At 72.6% G+C, this 16,264-nt stretch carries 19 protein-coding genes; 9 read left to right on the top strand and 10 right to left on the bottom strand.

Annotated elements, in window-relative coordinates; genetic code table 11:
- Window positions 1-72 precede the first annotated feature (72 nt).
- From ACFWW8_RS22145 to ACFWW8_RS22135, 3 genes are all read left to right on the top strand, one after another.
- A complete protein-coding gene (locus ACFWW8_RS22145; protein WP_386530655.1) occupies window positions 73-909 on the top strand; it encodes an AraC family transcriptional regulator in 837 nt (278 codons plus the stop codon).
- Between the two features lie 126 nt (window positions 910-1,035).
- Window positions 1,036-1,734, top strand: coding sequence for an AzlC family ABC transporter permease (locus ACFWW8_RS22140; RefSeq protein WP_386530654.1), 699 nt, complete (start codon window positions 1,036-1,038; stop codon window positions 1,732-1,734).
- Window positions 1,731-2,039, top strand: a complete 309-nt coding sequence (locus ACFWW8_RS22135) for an AzlD domain-containing protein (RefSeq protein ID WP_386530653.1) — start codon at window positions 1,731-1,733, stop codon at window positions 2,037-2,039. The genes ACFWW8_RS22140 and ACFWW8_RS22135 overlap by 4 nt, the downstream gene beginning before the upstream one ends.
- Here the strand turns inward: ACFWW8_RS22135 and ACFWW8_RS22130 are convergent.
- On the bottom strand, window positions 2,008-2,988 hold the full coding sequence (locus ACFWW8_RS22130) for a hypothetical protein (protein WP_386530652.1): 981 nt from the start codon (window positions 2,986-2,988) through the stop codon (window positions 2,008-2,010). The genes ACFWW8_RS22135 and ACFWW8_RS22130 overlap by 32 nt on opposite strands.
- A gap of 79 nt (window positions 2,989-3,067) precedes the next feature.
- Between ACFWW8_RS22130 and ACFWW8_RS22125 the strand changes: the two genes are divergently transcribed.
- Together ACFWW8_RS22125 and ACFWW8_RS22120 are read left to right on the top strand one after the other, a co-directional pair.
- Complete coding sequence (locus tag ACFWW8_RS22125) at window positions 3,068-3,262, top strand: DUF3046 domain-containing protein (RefSeq protein WP_267726798.1); 195 nt, start codon at window positions 3,068-3,070, stop codon at window positions 3,260-3,262.
- Window positions 3,263-3,566: 304 nt separating this feature from the next.
- Window positions 3,567-4,661: an AI-2E family transporter gene (locus ACFWW8_RS22120; RefSeq protein WP_386530669.1), complete on the top strand. Its 1,095-nt coding sequence runs from the start codon at window positions 3,567-3,569 to the stop codon at window positions 4,659-4,661.
- On the opposite strand, the gene ACFWW8_RS22115 is transcribed toward ACFWW8_RS22120, so the two are convergent.
- Window positions 4,609-5,370: a Clp protease N-terminal domain-containing protein gene (locus tag ACFWW8_RS22115; protein ID WP_386530651.1), complete on the bottom strand. Its 762-nt coding sequence runs from the start codon at window positions 5,368-5,370 to the stop codon at window positions 4,609-4,611. The two genes, ACFWW8_RS22120 and ACFWW8_RS22115, sit on opposite strands and share 53 nt — an antisense overlap.
- 317 nt (window positions 5,371-5,687) lie before the next feature.
- Between ACFWW8_RS22115 and recA the strand changes: the two genes are divergently transcribed.
- Both recA and recX read left to right on the top strand, forming a co-directional pair.
- Window positions 5,688-6,809 (top strand): recombinase RecA, encoded by a 1,122-nt coding sequence (gene recA, locus ACFWW8_RS22110; protein WP_386530650.1) that lies wholly within the window; start codon window positions 5,688-5,690, stop codon window positions 6,807-6,809.
- A 3-nt stretch (window positions 6,810-6,812) separates the two neighbouring features.
- Window positions 6,813-7,379: a recombination regulator RecX gene (gene recX / locus ACFWW8_RS22105; protein WP_386530649.1), complete on the top strand. Its 567-nt coding sequence runs from the start codon at window positions 6,813-6,815 to the stop codon at window positions 7,377-7,379.
- Window positions 7,380-7,469: 90 nt separating this feature from the next.
- On the opposite strand, the gene ACFWW8_RS22100 is transcribed toward recX, so the two are convergent.
- The 8 genes from ACFWW8_RS22100 to ACFWW8_RS22065 all read right to left on the bottom strand — a co-directional run bounded on the left by ACFWW8_RS22100 (window position 7,470) and on the right by ACFWW8_RS22065 (window position 13,860).
- Window positions 7,470-7,859 (bottom strand): rhodanese-like domain-containing protein, encoded by a 390-nt coding sequence (locus ACFWW8_RS22100; RefSeq protein ID WP_386530648.1) that lies wholly within the window; start codon window positions 7,857-7,859, stop codon window positions 7,470-7,472.
- Complete coding sequence (locus ACFWW8_RS22095) at window positions 7,856-8,431, bottom strand: cysteine dioxygenase (protein ID WP_386530647.1); 576 nt, start codon at window positions 8,429-8,431, stop codon at window positions 7,856-7,858. The genes ACFWW8_RS22100 and ACFWW8_RS22095 overlap by 4 nt, the downstream gene beginning before the upstream one ends.
- A 76-nt stretch (window positions 8,432-8,507) precedes the next feature.
- Window positions 8,508-8,594, bottom strand: a complete 87-nt coding sequence (locus ACFWW8_RS22090; protein ID WP_311318651.1) for a putative leader peptide — start codon at window positions 8,592-8,594, stop codon at window positions 8,508-8,510.
- A gap of 88 nt (window positions 8,595-8,682) precedes the next feature.
- Window positions 8,683-10,266: an FAD-dependent oxidoreductase gene (locus ACFWW8_RS22085; RefSeq protein WP_386530646.1), complete on the bottom strand. Its 1,584-nt coding sequence runs from the start codon at window positions 10,264-10,266 to the stop codon at window positions 8,683-8,685.
- Window positions 10,267-10,454: 188 nt separating this feature from the next.
- Window positions 10,455-11,345: an amino acid ABC transporter permease gene (locus tag ACFWW8_RS22080; protein WP_386530645.1), complete on the bottom strand. Its 891-nt coding sequence runs from the start codon at window positions 11,343-11,345 to the stop codon at window positions 10,455-10,457.
- The gene (locus ACFWW8_RS22075; RefSeq protein ID WP_386530644.1) at window positions 11,342-12,016 is read right to left on the bottom strand and encodes an amino acid ABC transporter permease; all 675 of its coding nucleotides are present in this window, start codon (window positions 12,014-12,016) and stop codon (window positions 11,342-11,344) included. Before ACFWW8_RS22075 ends, ACFWW8_RS22080 begins: the two co-directional genes overlap by 4 nt.
- A gap of 83 nt (window positions 12,017-12,099) precedes the next feature.
- The gene (locus ACFWW8_RS22070; protein WP_386530643.1) at window positions 12,100-12,954 is read right to left on the bottom strand and encodes a glutamate ABC transporter substrate-binding protein; all 855 of its coding nucleotides are present in this window, start codon (window positions 12,952-12,954) and stop codon (window positions 12,100-12,102) included.
- Between the two features lie 120 nt (window positions 12,955-13,074).
- Window positions 13,075-13,860: an amino acid ABC transporter ATP-binding protein gene (locus tag ACFWW8_RS22065; protein ID WP_267843525.1), complete on the bottom strand. Its 786-nt coding sequence runs from the start codon at window positions 13,858-13,860 to the stop codon at window positions 13,075-13,077.
- 274 nt (window positions 13,861-14,134) lie between these two features.
- Here ACFWW8_RS22065 and ACFWW8_RS22060 point away from each other — a divergent pair, with 274 nt between their 5' ends.
- Window positions 14,135-14,839: a response regulator transcription factor gene (locus ACFWW8_RS22060; RefSeq protein ID WP_386530642.1), complete on the top strand. Its 705-nt coding sequence runs from the start codon at window positions 14,135-14,137 to the stop codon at window positions 14,837-14,839.
- 12 nt (window positions 14,840-14,851) lie between these two features.
- Window positions 14,852-16,264 (top strand): ATP-binding protein, encoded by a 1,413-nt coding sequence (locus tag ACFWW8_RS22055; RefSeq protein WP_386530641.1) that lies wholly within the window; start codon window positions 14,852-14,854, stop codon window positions 16,262-16,264.

Raw genomic sequence — 16,264 nt, 5'->3', positions numbered from 1 at the left:
CCTGCACCCCGGCACCGACAACGGTCCGGACCTGGGGAAACGCGGGTCCGCGGCGAGGCGCAGAATGGGGGGATGGGGACGGACGGGGACCACCGGGAGTGGGCCCGGCACTGGCAGTACCCGGAGCTGCCCGGGCTGGACCTGCTGCGTGCCCGCTACGTCCGCCACACCTTCCCGCGCCACACCCACGAGGGGTACGTCATCGCGGCGGTCACCGGCGGCGTCGAGGAGATCGGGCTGCCGGGCGGCACGTTGCGGGCCGGGCCGGGGAGCGTGGTCCTGATCAACCCCGAGGTCGCGCACGCCGCGCGGGCCGGGGTGCCCGAGGGATGGGCGTACGCGACGCTCTACCCTTCCCGCGCGCTGATCGGCGAGGTCGCGGCCGAGATCGGGACGCTGCGCGGAACCCCCGGCTTCACCGCCGACATGGTCACCGACCCGGACGCGTCACGGGCGATCGCCGACGTCCACCGGGCCGCCGAGGCGGGGAACGCGCTGGCCGCCGACACCCTGCTGCGGGGTGTGGTGGCGCGAATGCTCGGCCGGCACGCGGGCCCCCTCCCGCCACGCCCGGTGCGCGGCGCGGGCGCCGCCGACGCGGCGGCCGCGCGGGCCGTGCTGGAGGAGCGGATGGCGGACCCGCCGTCGCTGGAGCAGCTGGCCGCCGGGCTGGGGACGAGCCCGTTCGCCCTGCTGCGGGCCTTCCGGGACCGGTACGGCATGCCGCCGCACACCTGGCTGACCGACGCCAGGGTCCGGCGGGCGCGCGGACTGCTGGACGCGGGGACCCCGCCGGCGGAGGCGGCGGTCGCCGTCGGCTTCACCGACCAGCCGCACCTGAACCGCCACTTCACCCGGATCGTGGGGGTGCCGCCCGGCGCGTACCGCAGGGGCCGGGCCGCCGGTTAGGCGTCCCCGGTCCCCGGTTCCGCCGGCCGGGTCCGCCGGCGGTGGACCAGGCCGCGCGGGCGCGCAAGAACGTACAAGACCGGGCGACCGAGCCCTGCGTACCTTCGGGGCGTGGGAGAACATCAGATGGTGATACGAGAGGCCCCCGGCGGGGTCGCCGACAAGCCGCGGGGCGCGGTCGTCCGGGACGCGCTCGGGGTCGGGGTGGCCGTCGGGCTGTCCGGGTTCGCCTTCGGGGTGACCGCGGCCGGGGCGGGGGTCAGCACGCTCCAGGCCTGCGTGCTCAGCCTGCTCGTCTTCACCGGGGCCTCGCAGTTCGCCCTGGTCGGGGCGCTGGCCGCGGGCGGCAATCCGTTCACCGCGGCCGCGGGCGCGTTCTTCCTCGGCACCCGCAACGCCTTCTACGGCCTGCGGCTGTCCCAGCTGCTGGCGTTCCCGGGGCCCGTACGTCCGCTGGCCGCGCACTGGGTCATCGACGAGACCACCGCCGTGGCGCTGGCCCAGCCCGACCGGAAGTCGGCCCGGCTCGGCTTCACCGTCACCGGACTCACCCTCTACGCGCTGTGGAACCTCACCACGCTGCTGGGCGCCCTGGGCGCCGAGGCCATCGGGGACACCAGGGCGTGGGGGCTGGACGCCGCCGGTCCCGCCGTGTTCCTGGCCCTGCTCGCGCCGATGCTGAAGACGTCCACCGAGCGGGCCGTCGCCGCCCTCGCGCTCGTCCTCGGGCTGGCCTTCCTGCCCGTGCTGCCCGCAGGGGTCCCCGTGCTGATCGCGGCGCTCGCCGCTCCCGCGGTGCTGTGGATGAAGGGACGCCGTTCGTGAACGTCTGGATCGCCATCGGGCTCACCGTCGTCGGCTGCTACGCCGTCAAGCTCGCCGGGCTGCTCGTCCCCGCCGCGGCGCTGCAGCGGCCGCTGGTGAGCCGCATGTCCGCGCTCCTGCCGGTCGCGCTGCTGGCCGCGCTCACCGCCCAGCAGACCTTCAGCACCGGCCACGAGCTCGTCCTGGACGCCCGCGCGGCCGGGCTCGCCGCCGCCGGGCTGGCGCTGGTGCTGCGGGCGCCGTTCCTCGTGGTCGTCGCCGTGGCCGTGCTGGTCACCGCGGGGGTCCGGGCGCTGGGCTGGTAGCGGCCCCGTCCGGCAGGCGCCCGTACGCCCGCAGGGTGAGCAGCGCCTCCAGGGTGGCGATGGGACGCCGCTCCAGCGCGCTGCCGGGCGCCCACTCCCGGCGGTGCACCGGCCAGCCGCCGTCCGGCTGCTGCTGCCCGGCCAGGAAGTCGAGCGAGCGGCGCACCTCCGCGTCGGTGAACCAGCCGCGGGCCAGCGACGCGGGAGCCCGCGCGAAGTCGTGCGGGAACAGCTGCTCGTCCGGCGCGTAGCCCGGGGCGGGCGGGTACTCGCCGCGCCGCGCGGGGTCGAGCACCACCAGCCGCCGCTCGCGCGCGAAGCGCCCCAGCCGGTCCGCGGCCGCGGCGGCGCGCGCCCGGTCGGGGACGCCGTCGAGGAAGGCCACCGCGCTCTGGACCTCGTACGGATGCGAGTGGCGCAGGCTCTCGACGCGCTCCCAGCAGAAGTCCGTGGCTCGGAAGAGCCAGGCGTGCCAGATCCGGTTGCGGTGCAGCAGGCCGACGACCGGGCCCGTGGCCAGCAGTTCGCCCGGAGGGTCGTCGTACGCCGGATGGTACGGGGCCGCCAGGTGGCCGCGGGCGGCCGGGACGGCTGCCGGAAGGGCGCCGTCCGGGGTGGAGACCCGGGTCAGGTGACCGCAGAGCCGCTCGATGCGCTGCCCGGAGCAGCGGCCCAGGCCGTCCAGGATCCGCAGCGCGTGCGCGGTGTGCAGGGGCTGGCTGAGCGGGCCGCGCAGGTCCGGATCGAGCGCGTGCCCGTAGCCGCCGTCCCCGCCCAGGTAGGCGCCGAGGGCGGTGTCCACCGGGTCGGCGTCCCCGCCGAGGAAGTGGTACGCGAACCGGCGCTGCTCCAGCACCCGGGCGGTGAGCCAGATGAACTGCTCGGCGCGGGCCAGCCGGTCCTGCGGCGAAACGGCCGGGGCCGGCGGGGGAGCTTCGTCTCCAGACATGCGAGAAACGTAGGGGGCGGCGATGCGCCGGAGGGGGACGAACGGGACGGGTGCACTCTCCGGGCGGGATACTGGAGGCATGCGGTTGACGATTTTCTGGGAGCGGATGGCGGAGCACTTCGGTGCGGGCTACGCGGACTCCTTCGCACGGGACCACGTCATGACGGAGCTGGGCGGACGCACCGTCCACCAGGCGCTGGACGCGGGCTGGGAGGCCAAGGACGTGTGGCGCGCGGTGTGTTCCGCGATGGACGTGCCCGCCTCGATGCGCTGACCCCCGGGCGGGCGGGAGGCGGCTTCGCCGGATGGGCGGCCGGTGGGCCAGACTTGGCCGCGTGGCAGCCATCGATGAGACGACCGACCCGCCCGCAGACGCCCCGGATTCCGCTGCCGGGGTGCCCGTGACGGCCGAGGAGGCTCGGCCGTCCGCTGCGTCCGGTCCGTCGGGGGCGCCCGAGACGGCGGCTCCCGGGGCCGCCGGGGCGCCCGAGGCACCCGGGCAGCCGCCCCGGGCGGCCGACCCGGTCCGGCCCGGGGGACCGCCCCGGGGCGGCCCGCCGGCGGGCGCGGGCGAGCGGATGCCGCGCTGGCTGCCGCGCGCGGTGGTCCTCGTCCTGGCCCTCGTCGCCTGCTTCCAGCTCGGCAGCTGGGCCTTCCACCAGCTGATCGGCCTGCTGGTCAACATCCTGATCGCGTTCTTCCTCGCGCTCGCGATCGAGCCCGCGGTGGCCAGGATGGCGGCCCGGGGCATGCGCAGGGGGTTCGCCACCTTCCTGGTGTTCCTCGCGGTGTTCGGCTTCGCCGTGGGCTTCCTCGCCCTGCTCGGCTCGATGCTCGCCGGGCAGATCGTCGCGATGGTCGAGGGCTTCCCGAACTACCTCGACTCGGTCATCGACTCGATCAACGCGACCTTCCACACCGATCTGTCCCGCCTGGACATCCAGGACAGCATGCTGCACTCGGACTGGCTCCAGAAATACGTGCAGAACAGTGCCAGCGGCGTGCTCGACGTGTCCGCCACCGTGCTCGGCGGGCTGTTCAAGCTGCTGACGATCGGGCTGTTCTCCTTCTACTTCGCCGCCGACGGGCCGCGCCTGCGGCGCGCGCTGTGCTCCGTACTGCCGCCCGCGAAGCAGGCCGAGGTGCTGCGCGCCTGGGAGATCGCCGTGGCCAAGACGGGCGGCTACCTCTACTCGCGCGGGCTGATGGCGCTGATCTCGGGCGTGGCGCACTACGTCCTGCTGGCGGTCCTCGGCGTGCCGTACGCGCCCGCCCTCGCGGTGTGGGTGGGGCTGGTCTCCCAGTTCATCCCCACGATCGGCACCTACCTCGCGGGCGCCCTGCCGATGCTGATCGCCTTCACGGTCAACCCCTGGTACGCGCTGTACGTCCTCGGGTTCGTGGTGGTCTACCAGCAGTTCGAGAACTACGTCCTCCAGCCGAAGCTGACCTCGAGGACCGTGGACATCCACCCGGCGGTGGCCTTCGGCTCGGTCATCGCGGGCACCGCCCTGCTGGGCGCGGTCGGGGCGCTGATCGCGATCCCGGCCATCGCCACGCTGCAGGCGTTCCTCGGCGCGTACGTGAAGCGGTACGCGCTGACGGAGGACGCGCACGCCTCTACTGCGGCGTCCCGTCCGTGGAACCGAGTGCGGATGCCAGGGCGTCGCTGACCCACGCCTCGACGCCGGCCTTGTCCGCGCCGAGTCCGCTGAGCAGGCCCGAGCCGTTCTCCAGCTCCAGGAGGGCCAGGAGGACGTGCTCGGTGCCGATGTAGGGGTGCCCCAGCCGCAGGGCCTCGCGGAAGGTGAGCTCCAGGGCCTTCTTGGCGGAGGCGTCGAAGGGGACCAGGTCGGGGACCTCGGCCTCGGCCGCGGGCAGGGCGGCGACCGCGGCGGCGCGCAGGTCGTCCGCCGCCACCCGCTGGGCGCGGAGCGCGTGCGCGGCGAGGCCTTCGGGCTCCGCCAGCAGACCGAGGACGAGGTGCTCGGTACGGATCTCGGTGTTGCCGGCGGCGCGCGCCTCGTTCTGCGCGGTCACGACGACGTTGCGGGCGCGGGGCGTGAAGCGGCCGAAGCCCTGGCCGGGGTCGATCGCCGCCTCGCCCTCCTTGTCGGCCTTGGGGACGAAGCGCTTCTGGGCGGCCTGGCGTGTGACGCCCATGCTGCGGCCGATGTCGGTCCACGAGGCGCCGGAGCGGCGGGCCTGGTCGACGAAGTGGCCGATGAGGTGGTCCGCCACGTCTCCGAGCGCCTCGGCGGCGACGACGGCGCCGCTGAGCTGCTCCAGGGTGTCGGTGTGGACCTTCTTGATGGCCTCGATCAGGTCGTCGAGGCGCACCGGGTTGGCCATGCGAACGGGTTCCACGGGAGGGTTCGTCATAGGGGCAACCGTAGGTTGACAGTCACCGGACTGTCAACCTTGGGTTGTCACTCGTGGCGGGTGGGGTCGCGGCGGCATCCTCTGGGCGCGATCGGCGGCTCGGTCGGAATGGCCGTCTTCGGCTCGCTGTCGCCGCCCCCTCGAAGTCCCGTCGTCCCCAGCTCGCGGCGAGCGGGCGTGGCGCGCTTGACAGTGAAATCGAACATCCATTCTGATTGGTTGTCCACAGCCGGAACGGTGGTGGAGGCGCATTGTCAGTGGCAGGCATTAGCGTCAAAGGCGTGAAGCGATCGACTCAAGCAAATCGGGTGGAACCCATGGCAGGCACCGACCGCGAGAAGGCTCTCGACGCCGCGCTCGCACAGATTGAACGGCAATTCGGCAAGGGTGCGGTCATGCGCCTCGGCGACAAGCCGAACGACCCCATCGAGGTCATCCCCACCGGGTCGACCGCGCTGGACATCGCGCTCGGCGTCGGCGGGCTGCCCCGCGGCCGTGTGATCGAGGTCTACGGACCGGAGTCCTCCGGTAAGACGACCCTGACCCTGCACGCCGTGGCCAACGCGCAGAAGGCCGGCGGCACCGTCGCCTTCGTGGACGCCGAGCACGCGCTCGACCCCGAGTACGCCAAGGCCCTCGGCGTGGACACCGACAACCTCATCCTGTCGCAGCCGGACACCGGCGAGCAGGCGCTGGAGATCGTGGACATGCTGGTCCGCTCCGGTGCCCTCGACCTGATCGTCATCGACTCCGTGGCGGCCCTCGTGCCGCGCGCGGAGATCGAGGGCGAGATGGGCGACTCCCACGTGGGTCTGCAGGCCCGCCTGATGAGCCAGGCGCTCCGTAAGATCACCGGTGCGCTCAGCCAGTCCAAGACCACCGCGATCTTCATCAACCAGCTCCGCGAGAAGATCGGTGTGATGTTCGGCTCGCCCGAGACCACCACCGGTGGCCGCGCGCTGAAGTTCTACGCCTCGGTGCGCCTCGACATCCGCCGCATCGAGACCCTGAAGGACGGCACGGACGCGGTCGGCAACCGCACCCGCGTCAAGGTCGTCAAGAACAAGGTCGCGCCGCCGTTCAAGCAGGCCGAGTTCGACATCCTCTACGGCCACGGCATCAGCCGCGAGGGCGGCCTGATCGACATGGGCGTGGAGCACGGCTTCGTGCGCAAGGCCGGCGCCTGGTACACGTACGAGGGCGACCAGCTCGGCCAGGGCAAGGAGAACGCGCGGAAGTTCCTCTGCGACAACCCCGCCCTGTCCGACGAGATCGAGCGGAAGATCAAGGAGAAGCTGGGCGTGGGCATCCGCAAGGACGCCGCCGCCGCTCCCGAGGCCGCCGCCGGTGCGGACACGGCCGACGCCGCGGCTGCCGCCGTACCCGCCCCCGCATCGAAGGCCAAGACGACGGCCAAGGCCGCCGTGGCCAAGAGCTGACCCGTGCGGGAGCAGGAAAGGGGCGGCGAGGGCCGGCGCGGCCGTGAAGACCGCCCGGAACTGCCGCCCCAGAGCCCCGAGGAGCAGGCGCGGGCGATCTGTCTGCGCCTGCTCACCGGGATGCCGCGCACCCGGCGGCAACTCGCTGACGCCCTGGCCAAGCGGGGCATCCCCGAGGAGGTGTCGGAGCAGGTCCTCTCCCGGTACGAGGAGGTGGGCCTCATCGACGACGCCGCCTTCGCCGGAGCGTGGGTCGAGTCCCGGCACCGCGGCCGGGGCCTCGCCCGCCGCGCGCTGGCGCAGGAGCTCCGTACCAAGGGGGTGCACACCACCCTCGTACAGGAGGCGCTGGAACAGCTGGACTCCGACCAGGAGGAACAGACCGCCCGGGAGCTCGTGGAGCGCAAACTCCGCGCCACCCGGGGCCTGGAGCGGGACAAGCGCATCCGGCGCCTCGCCGGCATGCTCGCCCGCAAGGGGTACCCGGAGGGCATGGCCCTGCGGGTGGTGCGCCGCGCGCTGGAGGCGGAGGGCGAGGACGCCGACGGGCTGGGCTACCCGGGAGAGTGACCAGGGGAGCGGCCGGAGCGGCGACCGGGCCCCCGCCGGACCGCGGCGGGGCGCACGGCGGGACGCTCCCCGGGACGCTCTCCGGGCGCGTCAGGCGGGGACGACCGGCAGGCCCGCCGACTTCCATGCCTGGAAGCCGCCGGTCAGGTCCGTGGCCCGGTGCAGGCCCAGGGCGTGGAGGGACGCCGCCGCCAGACTGGAGGCGTAGCCCTCGTTGCAGATCACCACCACCCGGAGGTCGTGGCCGGTGGCCTCGGGGACGCGGTGGCTGCCCCGCGGGTCCAGCCGCCATTCCAGTTCGTTGCGTTCGATCACCAGCGCGCCCGGGATCAGGCCGTCCCGCTCGCGCAGGGCCTGGTAGCGGATGTCCACCAGCACGGCCCCGGAGCGGGAGGCGGCGGCAGCCTCCTCCGGGCCGACCCGGGTGTAGCCCGCGCGGACCCGCTCCAGCAGCTCGTCGATGCCGACCGGGGCGCTCACTGCCAGTCCGCCGGACGCTCGACGTGCTCCAGGCTGAGGACCGGCCCGTTGCGGCTGTAGCGCCGGATCAGCGGCAGCGGCGGGTAGTACGCGTGGACCGAGATCGCATGCTCGTCCAGGGACTCGTTCAGCACCTCGTGGACGTGGTGCTCGACGAAGGCCCGCCCGGATCCCGCGCCCAGGTGGCGCAGGCGGTCCACGTCGGGGGCGAGCTCCAGGGACTTCCAGCCCTCGGAGGGCAGGCGCACGGCCAGCGAGTTCTCGGTGAGCCGGCCCCGGGCGGTGGCGAACGCGCCCCGCGACTCCGCGTGGTCGTGCCAGCCGGTGCCGGTGCCCGGCGGCCAGCCGATCAGCCACGCCTCGCTGCCGGCGGGCCCGTCCAGCCGGATCCAGGTGCGTCCCCGCGGGTCCAGCGGCAGCGACGCGACGACGTCGGGGTCGGCCGCGGTGTTCAGGGCGAAGTCGAGCAGCTCGCGCGCCGTCGGGCCGGACGGCGCGGCCGGTGACGGCGCGAGGCCTGGTGCGGGGACGGCGGCGGACGCCGGAGCGGGGGCGTACGTGGGTGCAGACATGAAGGGGACCGTTCCTGGGGTTCGCGGAGGTGCGCGCGGTCCGGTGACGGCACGGGGCGCGCGGAGGAAAGGCGAATCAGCAGGAAGGGCGACACACGCAGCCCGCGTAGCGGAGCAGGTCCATGTGGACCCTCCGCCACAGGCGTACGTCGTTGCCGGTCATGTTCGCGAGTGAACCACGAGTCCGCGGGAGGGTCAATCGATCACGGCTCGAATCCCGGTCGTGCACCGTTCCCGACCAGCCACGGACGTCAGTCGACCACCACCGTGGGCGTCGCGGAGGGGGCCGTCAGCGCAGCCGGGCCCGGGGCTCCGGCCCGGACGGTGTCCGCCGCCTCGTACAGCTCCGCCGGGCGGACCCCCGCGAAGGTCGCCGCGAGGTGTCCGTCGGGCCGTACGAGAAGGACGGTGTGCGCCGGGGCCCCCGGGTAGCTGTCGGCGACGAGCAGGTCGGTCCGGACGGGCAGGGCGCTCACCGCGGCCGCGAGCCGCGGCATGAGCCCGGCGCCGAGCCAGTGCCGGCGGTCCCAGACCCCCGTGCCCGGGGCGATCAGGATCACCAGCAGCCGGCCGCCCAGCAGGTCCCGCAGCGGCACGGTCGAGCCGTCGGTCGCGGTCACCGCCACGTTCGCCACCGGTCCGCCCGGTTCCGTGGCCGTCGGCACCTCGCGTACGGCCACGGGCGGGGCGTAGGCGGGCTCCGCGCCCAGCGGGCCGCGCCCGAGGTGGCCGTCGGTGAGCAGGGACTCGGCGGAACGGGTCGCTCCGGGCAGGTACGTGCGCAGGCCGCCACCGGACCGCAGTACCGGCATCGCCTGGTCCGCGGCGCGCAGCCGGGAGGCGACGGCGGTGCGCCGCTCGGCCTCGTACGAGTCGAGCAGGGCCTCGGAGGCCCCCTGGTGCCAGGCCAGGGACAGCTTCCACGCCAGGTTCTCGGCGTCCCGGAGCCCCTCCTCGACGCCCTGGGTACCGAGGGCGCCCAGCAGGTGCGCCGCGTCCCCCGCGAGGAAGGCGCGGCCCTCGCGCCAGCGCCGGGCCAGCCGGTGGTGCAGGGTGTGGACCCCGGTGTCGATCAGGTCGTACGGGGGAGTCGTGCCCCCGCACCACACCGCCAGGGTGTCGCGCACCAGGTGGACCAGCGCGTCGGGGGTCACCAGGTCGCCGCGCGGCGGCAGCAGCCAGTCCAGCCGCCACACCCCGTCGGGCAGCGGCCGGGCGGTGACCTCGTCGGGCCCGGACGGCGGATTGCGGTGCAGCAACGCCTCGCCCGGCCAGGGGAGTTCGGTGCGCAGGGCGGCCACCGCGTACCGCTCCACGGCGGTCCGGCCCGGGAAGCGGATGCCGAGCAGCTTGCGCACGGTCGAGCGGGCGCCGTCGCAGCCGATCAGGAAGCTCCCCCGCCACCACGTGGTATCGGAGCCCCGGGTGTGGGCGGTGACCCCGCGGCCGTCCTGCTCCACGGAGTCGAGGCGGCTGTCGGTGACCAGCTGGACGAGCGGGTGCGCGGAGGCGGCGTCGCGCAGCCCGCGGGTGAGGGCGTGCTGCGGCAGGTGCAGGGGGGCCGGGCCGTCGTCGAAGGTGCTGCGCCGGGCGGACTGGCGGCGCCGCACGGTGCGCCAGGCGGCGAAGTACGCTCCCTCGTCGCGCAGGGTCGTGCAGCCCAGCCGGTTGGCCATGGCCGCGGTGTCGGAGTGCAGGACGACCGTACGGGCAGGTCGGGGCTCCTCCTTGCCGGGCCCTTCGTCGAGCACGACGGTGGGTACGCCCTGGCCGGCCAGGGCGAGGGACAGGGACAGTCCGACGGGTCCCGCGCCGACGACGATCACCGGGTCCATGGCGCGGCTCCCGATGTCCGGTATGTGATCACAGAACGTATGCAACCCACTGGAGGTGCCTGCGTCAAGTGACGCCGGTCGCGTCAACGCCGCGTGGTGCGGCGGAAGAGTTCCGCCGCACCACGCGGGCCACGCACTGTGACTGACCGTACGTCAGACCCGCCGAGGGGTCCGAAGCGGGTCGGCGGTCAGGCTCCGCCGCCCCCGCCGCCGGTGGCCATGTCGTTCACATCGGCCGCACCGACCACGGCGCCGGTGCCCTTCTTGGACTTCCGCAGTCGGCCCTCCAGCCAGGAGGCGAAGCTGGTGAGGCCGAAGTTCACCACGATGTAGATCAGGGCGATCACGACGAGCGTCGCGATGGTGTTGCTGTAGTTGGCCGAGATCTGCCGGTTCGTGGAGAGCAGTTCCGCGAAGCCCAGCAGCGCGCCGCCGAGCGCGGTGTCCTTGAGGATCACCACGAGCTGGCTGACCAGGGCCGGCAGCATCGCCGTCACGGCCTGCGGGATCAGCACGTAGACCATCGTCTGGCCCTTGCGCATGCCGATCGCCTTGGCGGCGTCGGTCTGGCCGCTGGGCAGCGAGAGCACGCCCGCCCGGACGATCTCGCCGATGACGGCCGAGTTGTAGAGGACCAGGCCCGTGACCACGGCCCAGAAGGGCCGGGTGTCGGAGGGAACGTCGATGAACCGCGGGGCCATCAGTGCGAAGCCGAACAGCATCAGCATCAGCACCGGGATGGCGCGGAAGAACTCCACCCACGCGCCGACCGGTCCCCGCACCCACGCGTGGTCCGACAGCCGGCCGATGCCCAGCAGCGCGCCCAGCGGGAGGGCGATCACCATGGCGAGCGCGCCGGCCTTGAGGGTCTCCAGCAGGCCGGGGAGCAGGTACGTGGTCCAGACCCGGCTGTCGGTGACGAAGGGGGACCACTTGTCGGCTTCGAGCTGGCCCTTCTCGCCCATGAGGGACAGTGCCCACCACAGGACGAGCCCGAACAGCACGACGAAGATCCCGCTGTAGATCCAGTTGCGCGCCTTGGCCTTGGGGCCCGGAGTGTCGTACAGCACCGAACTCATCGCTTCACCGCCACTCGCTTGGCGACCCAGCCCAGCAGAAGACCGGTGGGCAGGGTCAGCAGGACGAAACCGAGGGCGAAGACCGCGAAGACCGCGAAGGTCGCCTGCGCCTCGTTCTCGAGCATTTCCTTCATCAGCAGGGCCGCCTCGGCCACGCCGATGGTCGCGGCCACCGTGGTGTTCTTGGTGAGCGCGATCAGTACGTTCGCGAGCGGTGCGATGACCGCCCGGAAGGACTGGGGGAGCACGATCAGGGTGAGCACCTGGAAGAAGCTCAGCCCCAGCGCGCGAGCCGCCTCGGCCTGGCCGACGGGGACGGTGTTGATGCCGGAGCGCACGGCCTCGCAGACGAAGGTGCCGGTGTAGGCGATCAGTCCGAGGACCGCGAGCCGGAAGCCGGTCTCCTTGAACGTGTCGCCGCCCAGAGCGATGCCGAGGGTCTGGTTGAGTCCCAGCGAGCAGCCGATGATCAGCAAGGTCAACGGGGTGTTGCGCACCAGGTTGACGTAAGCGGTGCCGAAGCCGCGTAGCAGCGGGACCGGGCTGACCCGCATCCCGGCCAGGGCGGTGCCCCAGACCAGGGATCCGGCCGCCGAGTAGAGGGTGAGCTGAACCGTCACCCAGAAGGCTCCGAGCACGTCGTACTGCCCGGAATCAAGAAAATCGAACACGATGCCCTGCGCTCTCCCCAGGATGGCCGGTGAGGCGCGCCGCCGCCCGCGACGGGCGGGCGGCGACGCTCCTCACCGATGAATCAGCTGCCTTCGGTGATCTGCGGGGCAGGCTCGCTCTTGAAGTTGGCCGGACCGAGGTTGGTGTCCACGGCCTTCTGCCAGCTGCCGTCCTCGACCATCTTCTTGAGCGCGGCGTTGATCTTGGTCTGGAGCTCCTTGTCGCCCTTCTTCAGACCGATGCCGTAGTTCTCGTTGCTCAGGCTCAGCCCGGCCAGCTTGAACTTGCCCTTGTTCTTCTCCTGCGCCGCGTAGCCGGCCAGGATCGAGTTGTCCGTGGTCAGCGCGTCGACGGCCTTGTTCTCCAGGCCGGTGAGGCACTCGGAGTAGCCACCCTGCTCCAGCAGGTCGGCCTCGGGGGCCAGCTTGGTCTTGACGTTCTGCGCCGAGGTCGAACCGGTGACCGAGCAGAGCTTCTTCTTGTTCAGGTCCTCGGCCTTGGTGATCGAGGTGTCGTCGGCGCGGACCAGCAGGTCCTGGTGCGCGAGGAAGTACGGGCCGGCGAAGTCGACCTTCTCCTTGCGCTTGTCGTTGATCGAGTAGGTCGCGACGATGAACTTCACGTCGCCGTTCCCGATCAGGTTCTCGCGCTCGGCGCTGACGGCCTGCTTGAACTCGATCTGGTCCGGCTGGTAGCCGAGCTCCTTGGCCACGTACGTCGCGACGTCGACGTCGAAGCCCGTGAACTTGCCGTCCGGGGTCTTCAGACCCAGACCGGGCTGGTCGAACTTGATGCCGACGACGAGCTTGTCCTTGGCGGTGCCACCGGACGCACCGCCGTCACTCGCGGCGTCCTTCGCGCTGCCGCCACAGGCGGTCGCGGTCAGGGCGAAAGCGACGGCGATGGCCGCGGTCGTGGCGACCTTGGAGATCTTCATGGTGAACTTCCCTCGGATGAGACGTTGTTGAACGACGAGCGACGCTTTACGGGCACGTGCGCAGGCGGCAGGAGCCGGTCGGGCGGCGGCCCGTCACCGGATCACTACCAGACCCGGACCTCAGTGGTGCAGGATCTTCGACAGGAAGTCCTTGGCCCGGTCACTGCGCGGGTTGCTGAAGAACTGCTCGGGCGCGGCCTCTTCGACGATCTTGCCGTCGGCCATGAAGACGACGCGGTTCGCCGCGGAGCGGGCGAAGCCCATCTCGTGCGTGACGACGACCATCGTCATCCCCTCCCGGGCGAGCTGCTGCATGACCTCCAGCACCTCGTTGATCATCTCCGGGTCGAGAGCCGAGGTCGGCTCGTCGAACAGCATCACCTTCGGGTCCATCGCCAGCGCGCGGGCGATCGCCACGCGCTGCTGCTGGCCACCGGACAGCTGCGCCGGGTACTTGTCGGCCTGCGAGCCGACGCCCACCCGGTCCAGCAGGGCCACGGCCTTCTCGCGGGCGGCCTTCTGGTCGGTCTTGCGGACCTTGAGCTGGCCCAGCATGACGTTCTCCAGCACCGTCTTGTGCGCGAAGAGGTTGAACGACTGGAAGACCATGCCGACGTCGGCGCGCAGCCGGGCCAGCGCCTTGCCCTCGGCGGGCAGCGGGCTTCCGTCGAGCGTGATGGTGCCCGAGTCGATGGTCTCCAGACGGTTGATGGTCCGGCACAGCGTGGACTTGCCCGATCCCGAAGGACCGATCACGACGACGACCTCACCGCGGGCAATGCTCAGATCGATGTCCTGAAGCACGTGCAGCGCGCCGAAGTGCTTGTTGACGTTGCTCAGTACGACCAGGTCGTCCGCGGCACCGGCCGCGTCCTGCACGTCCTTGGTCACTGATACTCCGCTCATCGGCTTCTTGCTCCGTCCTCCTCGGTTGGGAGGACAGTAGTGACGTGGCGCGCACAACGTCATCACATCTGAGGGAGAATTGAGGATAACGATCCGGCCTCGCCCGGATACGCTCCGTGCGCGCCGCACGCGCGGCCGCTCCGGGCGCGTACCGGGTGCATAACGGAAGGCGCGCCGCACCGGAACCCCCTTGACGTGGGACTCCGCATCGGCGTGGATGCAGGGTGGCCATGCGTACGGAAGCTGAAGAGCAAGAAGAGGAGAGGGGGACGGCATGAGACTGCTGCTCGTCGAGGACGACGACCACGTCGCCGCCGCCCTGTCCGCGATCCTCGCCCGGCACGGCTTCCGGGTCACCCACGCCCGCAGCGGCGAGGAGGCCCTGCAGGCATTGCTGCCCGCCGGAGCCCCGCCCTTCGGCGTCGTCCTCCTCGACCTCGGCCTGCCCGACCAGGACGGCTACGAGGTCTGCGGCAAGATCCGCAAGCGCACCGCCACGCCCGTCATCATGGTCACCGCCCGGGCCGACGTCCGCTCCCGCATCCACGGGCTGAACATGGGCGCCGACGACTACGTCACCAAGCCCTACGACACCGGCGAGCTCCTCGCCCGCATCCACGCCGTCGCCCGGCGCGCCGGCGCCTCCGAGGAGGCCGCCGCCACCGGCACCGGCACGCCCGCCGTCGTCCGGCTCGGCACCGTCAGCATCGAGCTGCCCACCCGCCGCGTCAGCGTGGACGGCGCCGACGTGCCGCTCACCCGCAAGGAGTTCGACCTGCTGGCCCTGCTCGCCCAGCAGCCCGGTGTCGTCTTCCGCCGCGAACAGATCATCAGCGAGGTCTGGCGCACGAGTTGGGAGGGCACGGGCCGCACCCTGGAGGTGCACGTCGCCTCGCTGCGCTCCAAACTGCGCATGCCCGCCCTCATCGAGACCGTCCGCGGCGTGGGCTACCGGCTCGTCGCCCCGGCCGCCCCCTAGCGGGATCCCGACGTGCGTGCCCGGCTGCTCCCGCTGCTCGTCGTCCTGATGGCGGGCACGCTGCTCGCCCTCGGGTTCCCGCTGGCCGTGAGCCTGGCCGCCGGCCAGCAGCAGCGGGTGGTGGTCGACCGGATCGACGACAGCGCCCGCTTCGCCGCCCTGGCCCAGTTCGTCGTCGACGCCGAGGGTTCCGGGTCCACCGGCGCCGACGAGCGCCGCGCGACCCTGCAGCTGGAGCTCGCCCGCTATCAGGAGCTGTACGGCATCCGCGTCGGCATCTTCTACCGCGACGACAACGCCCTGGCCCGGTCCCCGGGCTGGTGGGAGCTCCCGGAGAAGGGCCAGGGCCGGGCGGCCTTCGTCGAGGCGCTCGCCGGACGCCGCAGCCACGACCCCCCGCAGGTGTGGCCCTGGCAGACGCACGGGAAGCTGCTCGTCGCCTCCCCGGTCGTCCTCGACGGGGACGTCGTGGCCGTCGTCGCCACCGAATCGCCGACCGACCAGATGCGCGGCCGGATCCTGCGCGGCTGGCTGATCATCGCGGGCGGACTGGCCGCCGCCATGCTGGTCGCCTTCGGCGCCGCCCTGCGCCTGACCAGCTGGGTCCTCAAGCCCGTCCAGACCCTGGACGCGGCCGCCCACGGCATCGCCACCGGACGGATGAACTCGCGGGTCGCGGCCGCCGGCGGACCGCCGGAACTCCAGCGCCTGGCCCACTCGTTCAACGAGATGGCCGACAACGTCGAAGAGGTGCTGGAGCAGCAGCGGGCGTTCGTCGCGGACGCCTCCCACCAGCTGCGCAACCCGCTCGCCGCGCTGCTCCTGCGCATCGAGCTCCTCGCCCTGGAACTGCCCGAGGGCAACGCGGAGATCGCCTCCGTGCGCACCGAGGGCAAGCGCCTGACGCAGGTCCTGGACGACCTGCTCGACCTCGCGCTCGCCGAGCACGCCTCCGCGGAGATCAGCCTCACCGACATCGGTGCGCTCGTCACCGAGCGGGCGGCGTCCTGGCGGCCGTACGCCGAGGAGCGGGGCGTACGGCTCACCGTGACCGGCCGCAGCGCCGTCACCGGCTGGGCCGACCCCATCGCGCTGTCCAGCGCGCTCGACGCCGTCATCGACAACGCCCTCAAGTTCACCCCCTCGGGAGAGGAGGTCGAGGTGTCGGTCGCGGCCGCAGCGCGCACCGTCCAGGTGGTCGTCGCCGACCGCGGCCCCGGCCTCACCGAGGAGGAGCTGCTCCGTGTCGGCGACCGCTTCTGGCGCAGCGGACGGCACCAGAACGTCAAGGGCTCCGGCCTGGGCCTGTCGATCTCCCGGGCCCTGCTCGCCGCGGGCGGCGGGTCCCTCTCGTACGAGAACAACCCGCCGCACGGGCTCCGGGTGACCGTGACCGTCCCGCGCACCGCCCCCGGCGCCGCCTGA

It is taken from the genome of Streptomyces sp. NPDC058701, from assembly GCF_042715295.1.
Taxonomy (GTDB): Bacteria; Actinomycetota; Actinomycetes; order Streptomycetales; family Streptomycetaceae; genus Streptomyces.
The sequence above is the reverse complement of the archived record's forward strand: the minus strand, read 5'-3'. Positions and strand labels throughout refer to the sequence as shown.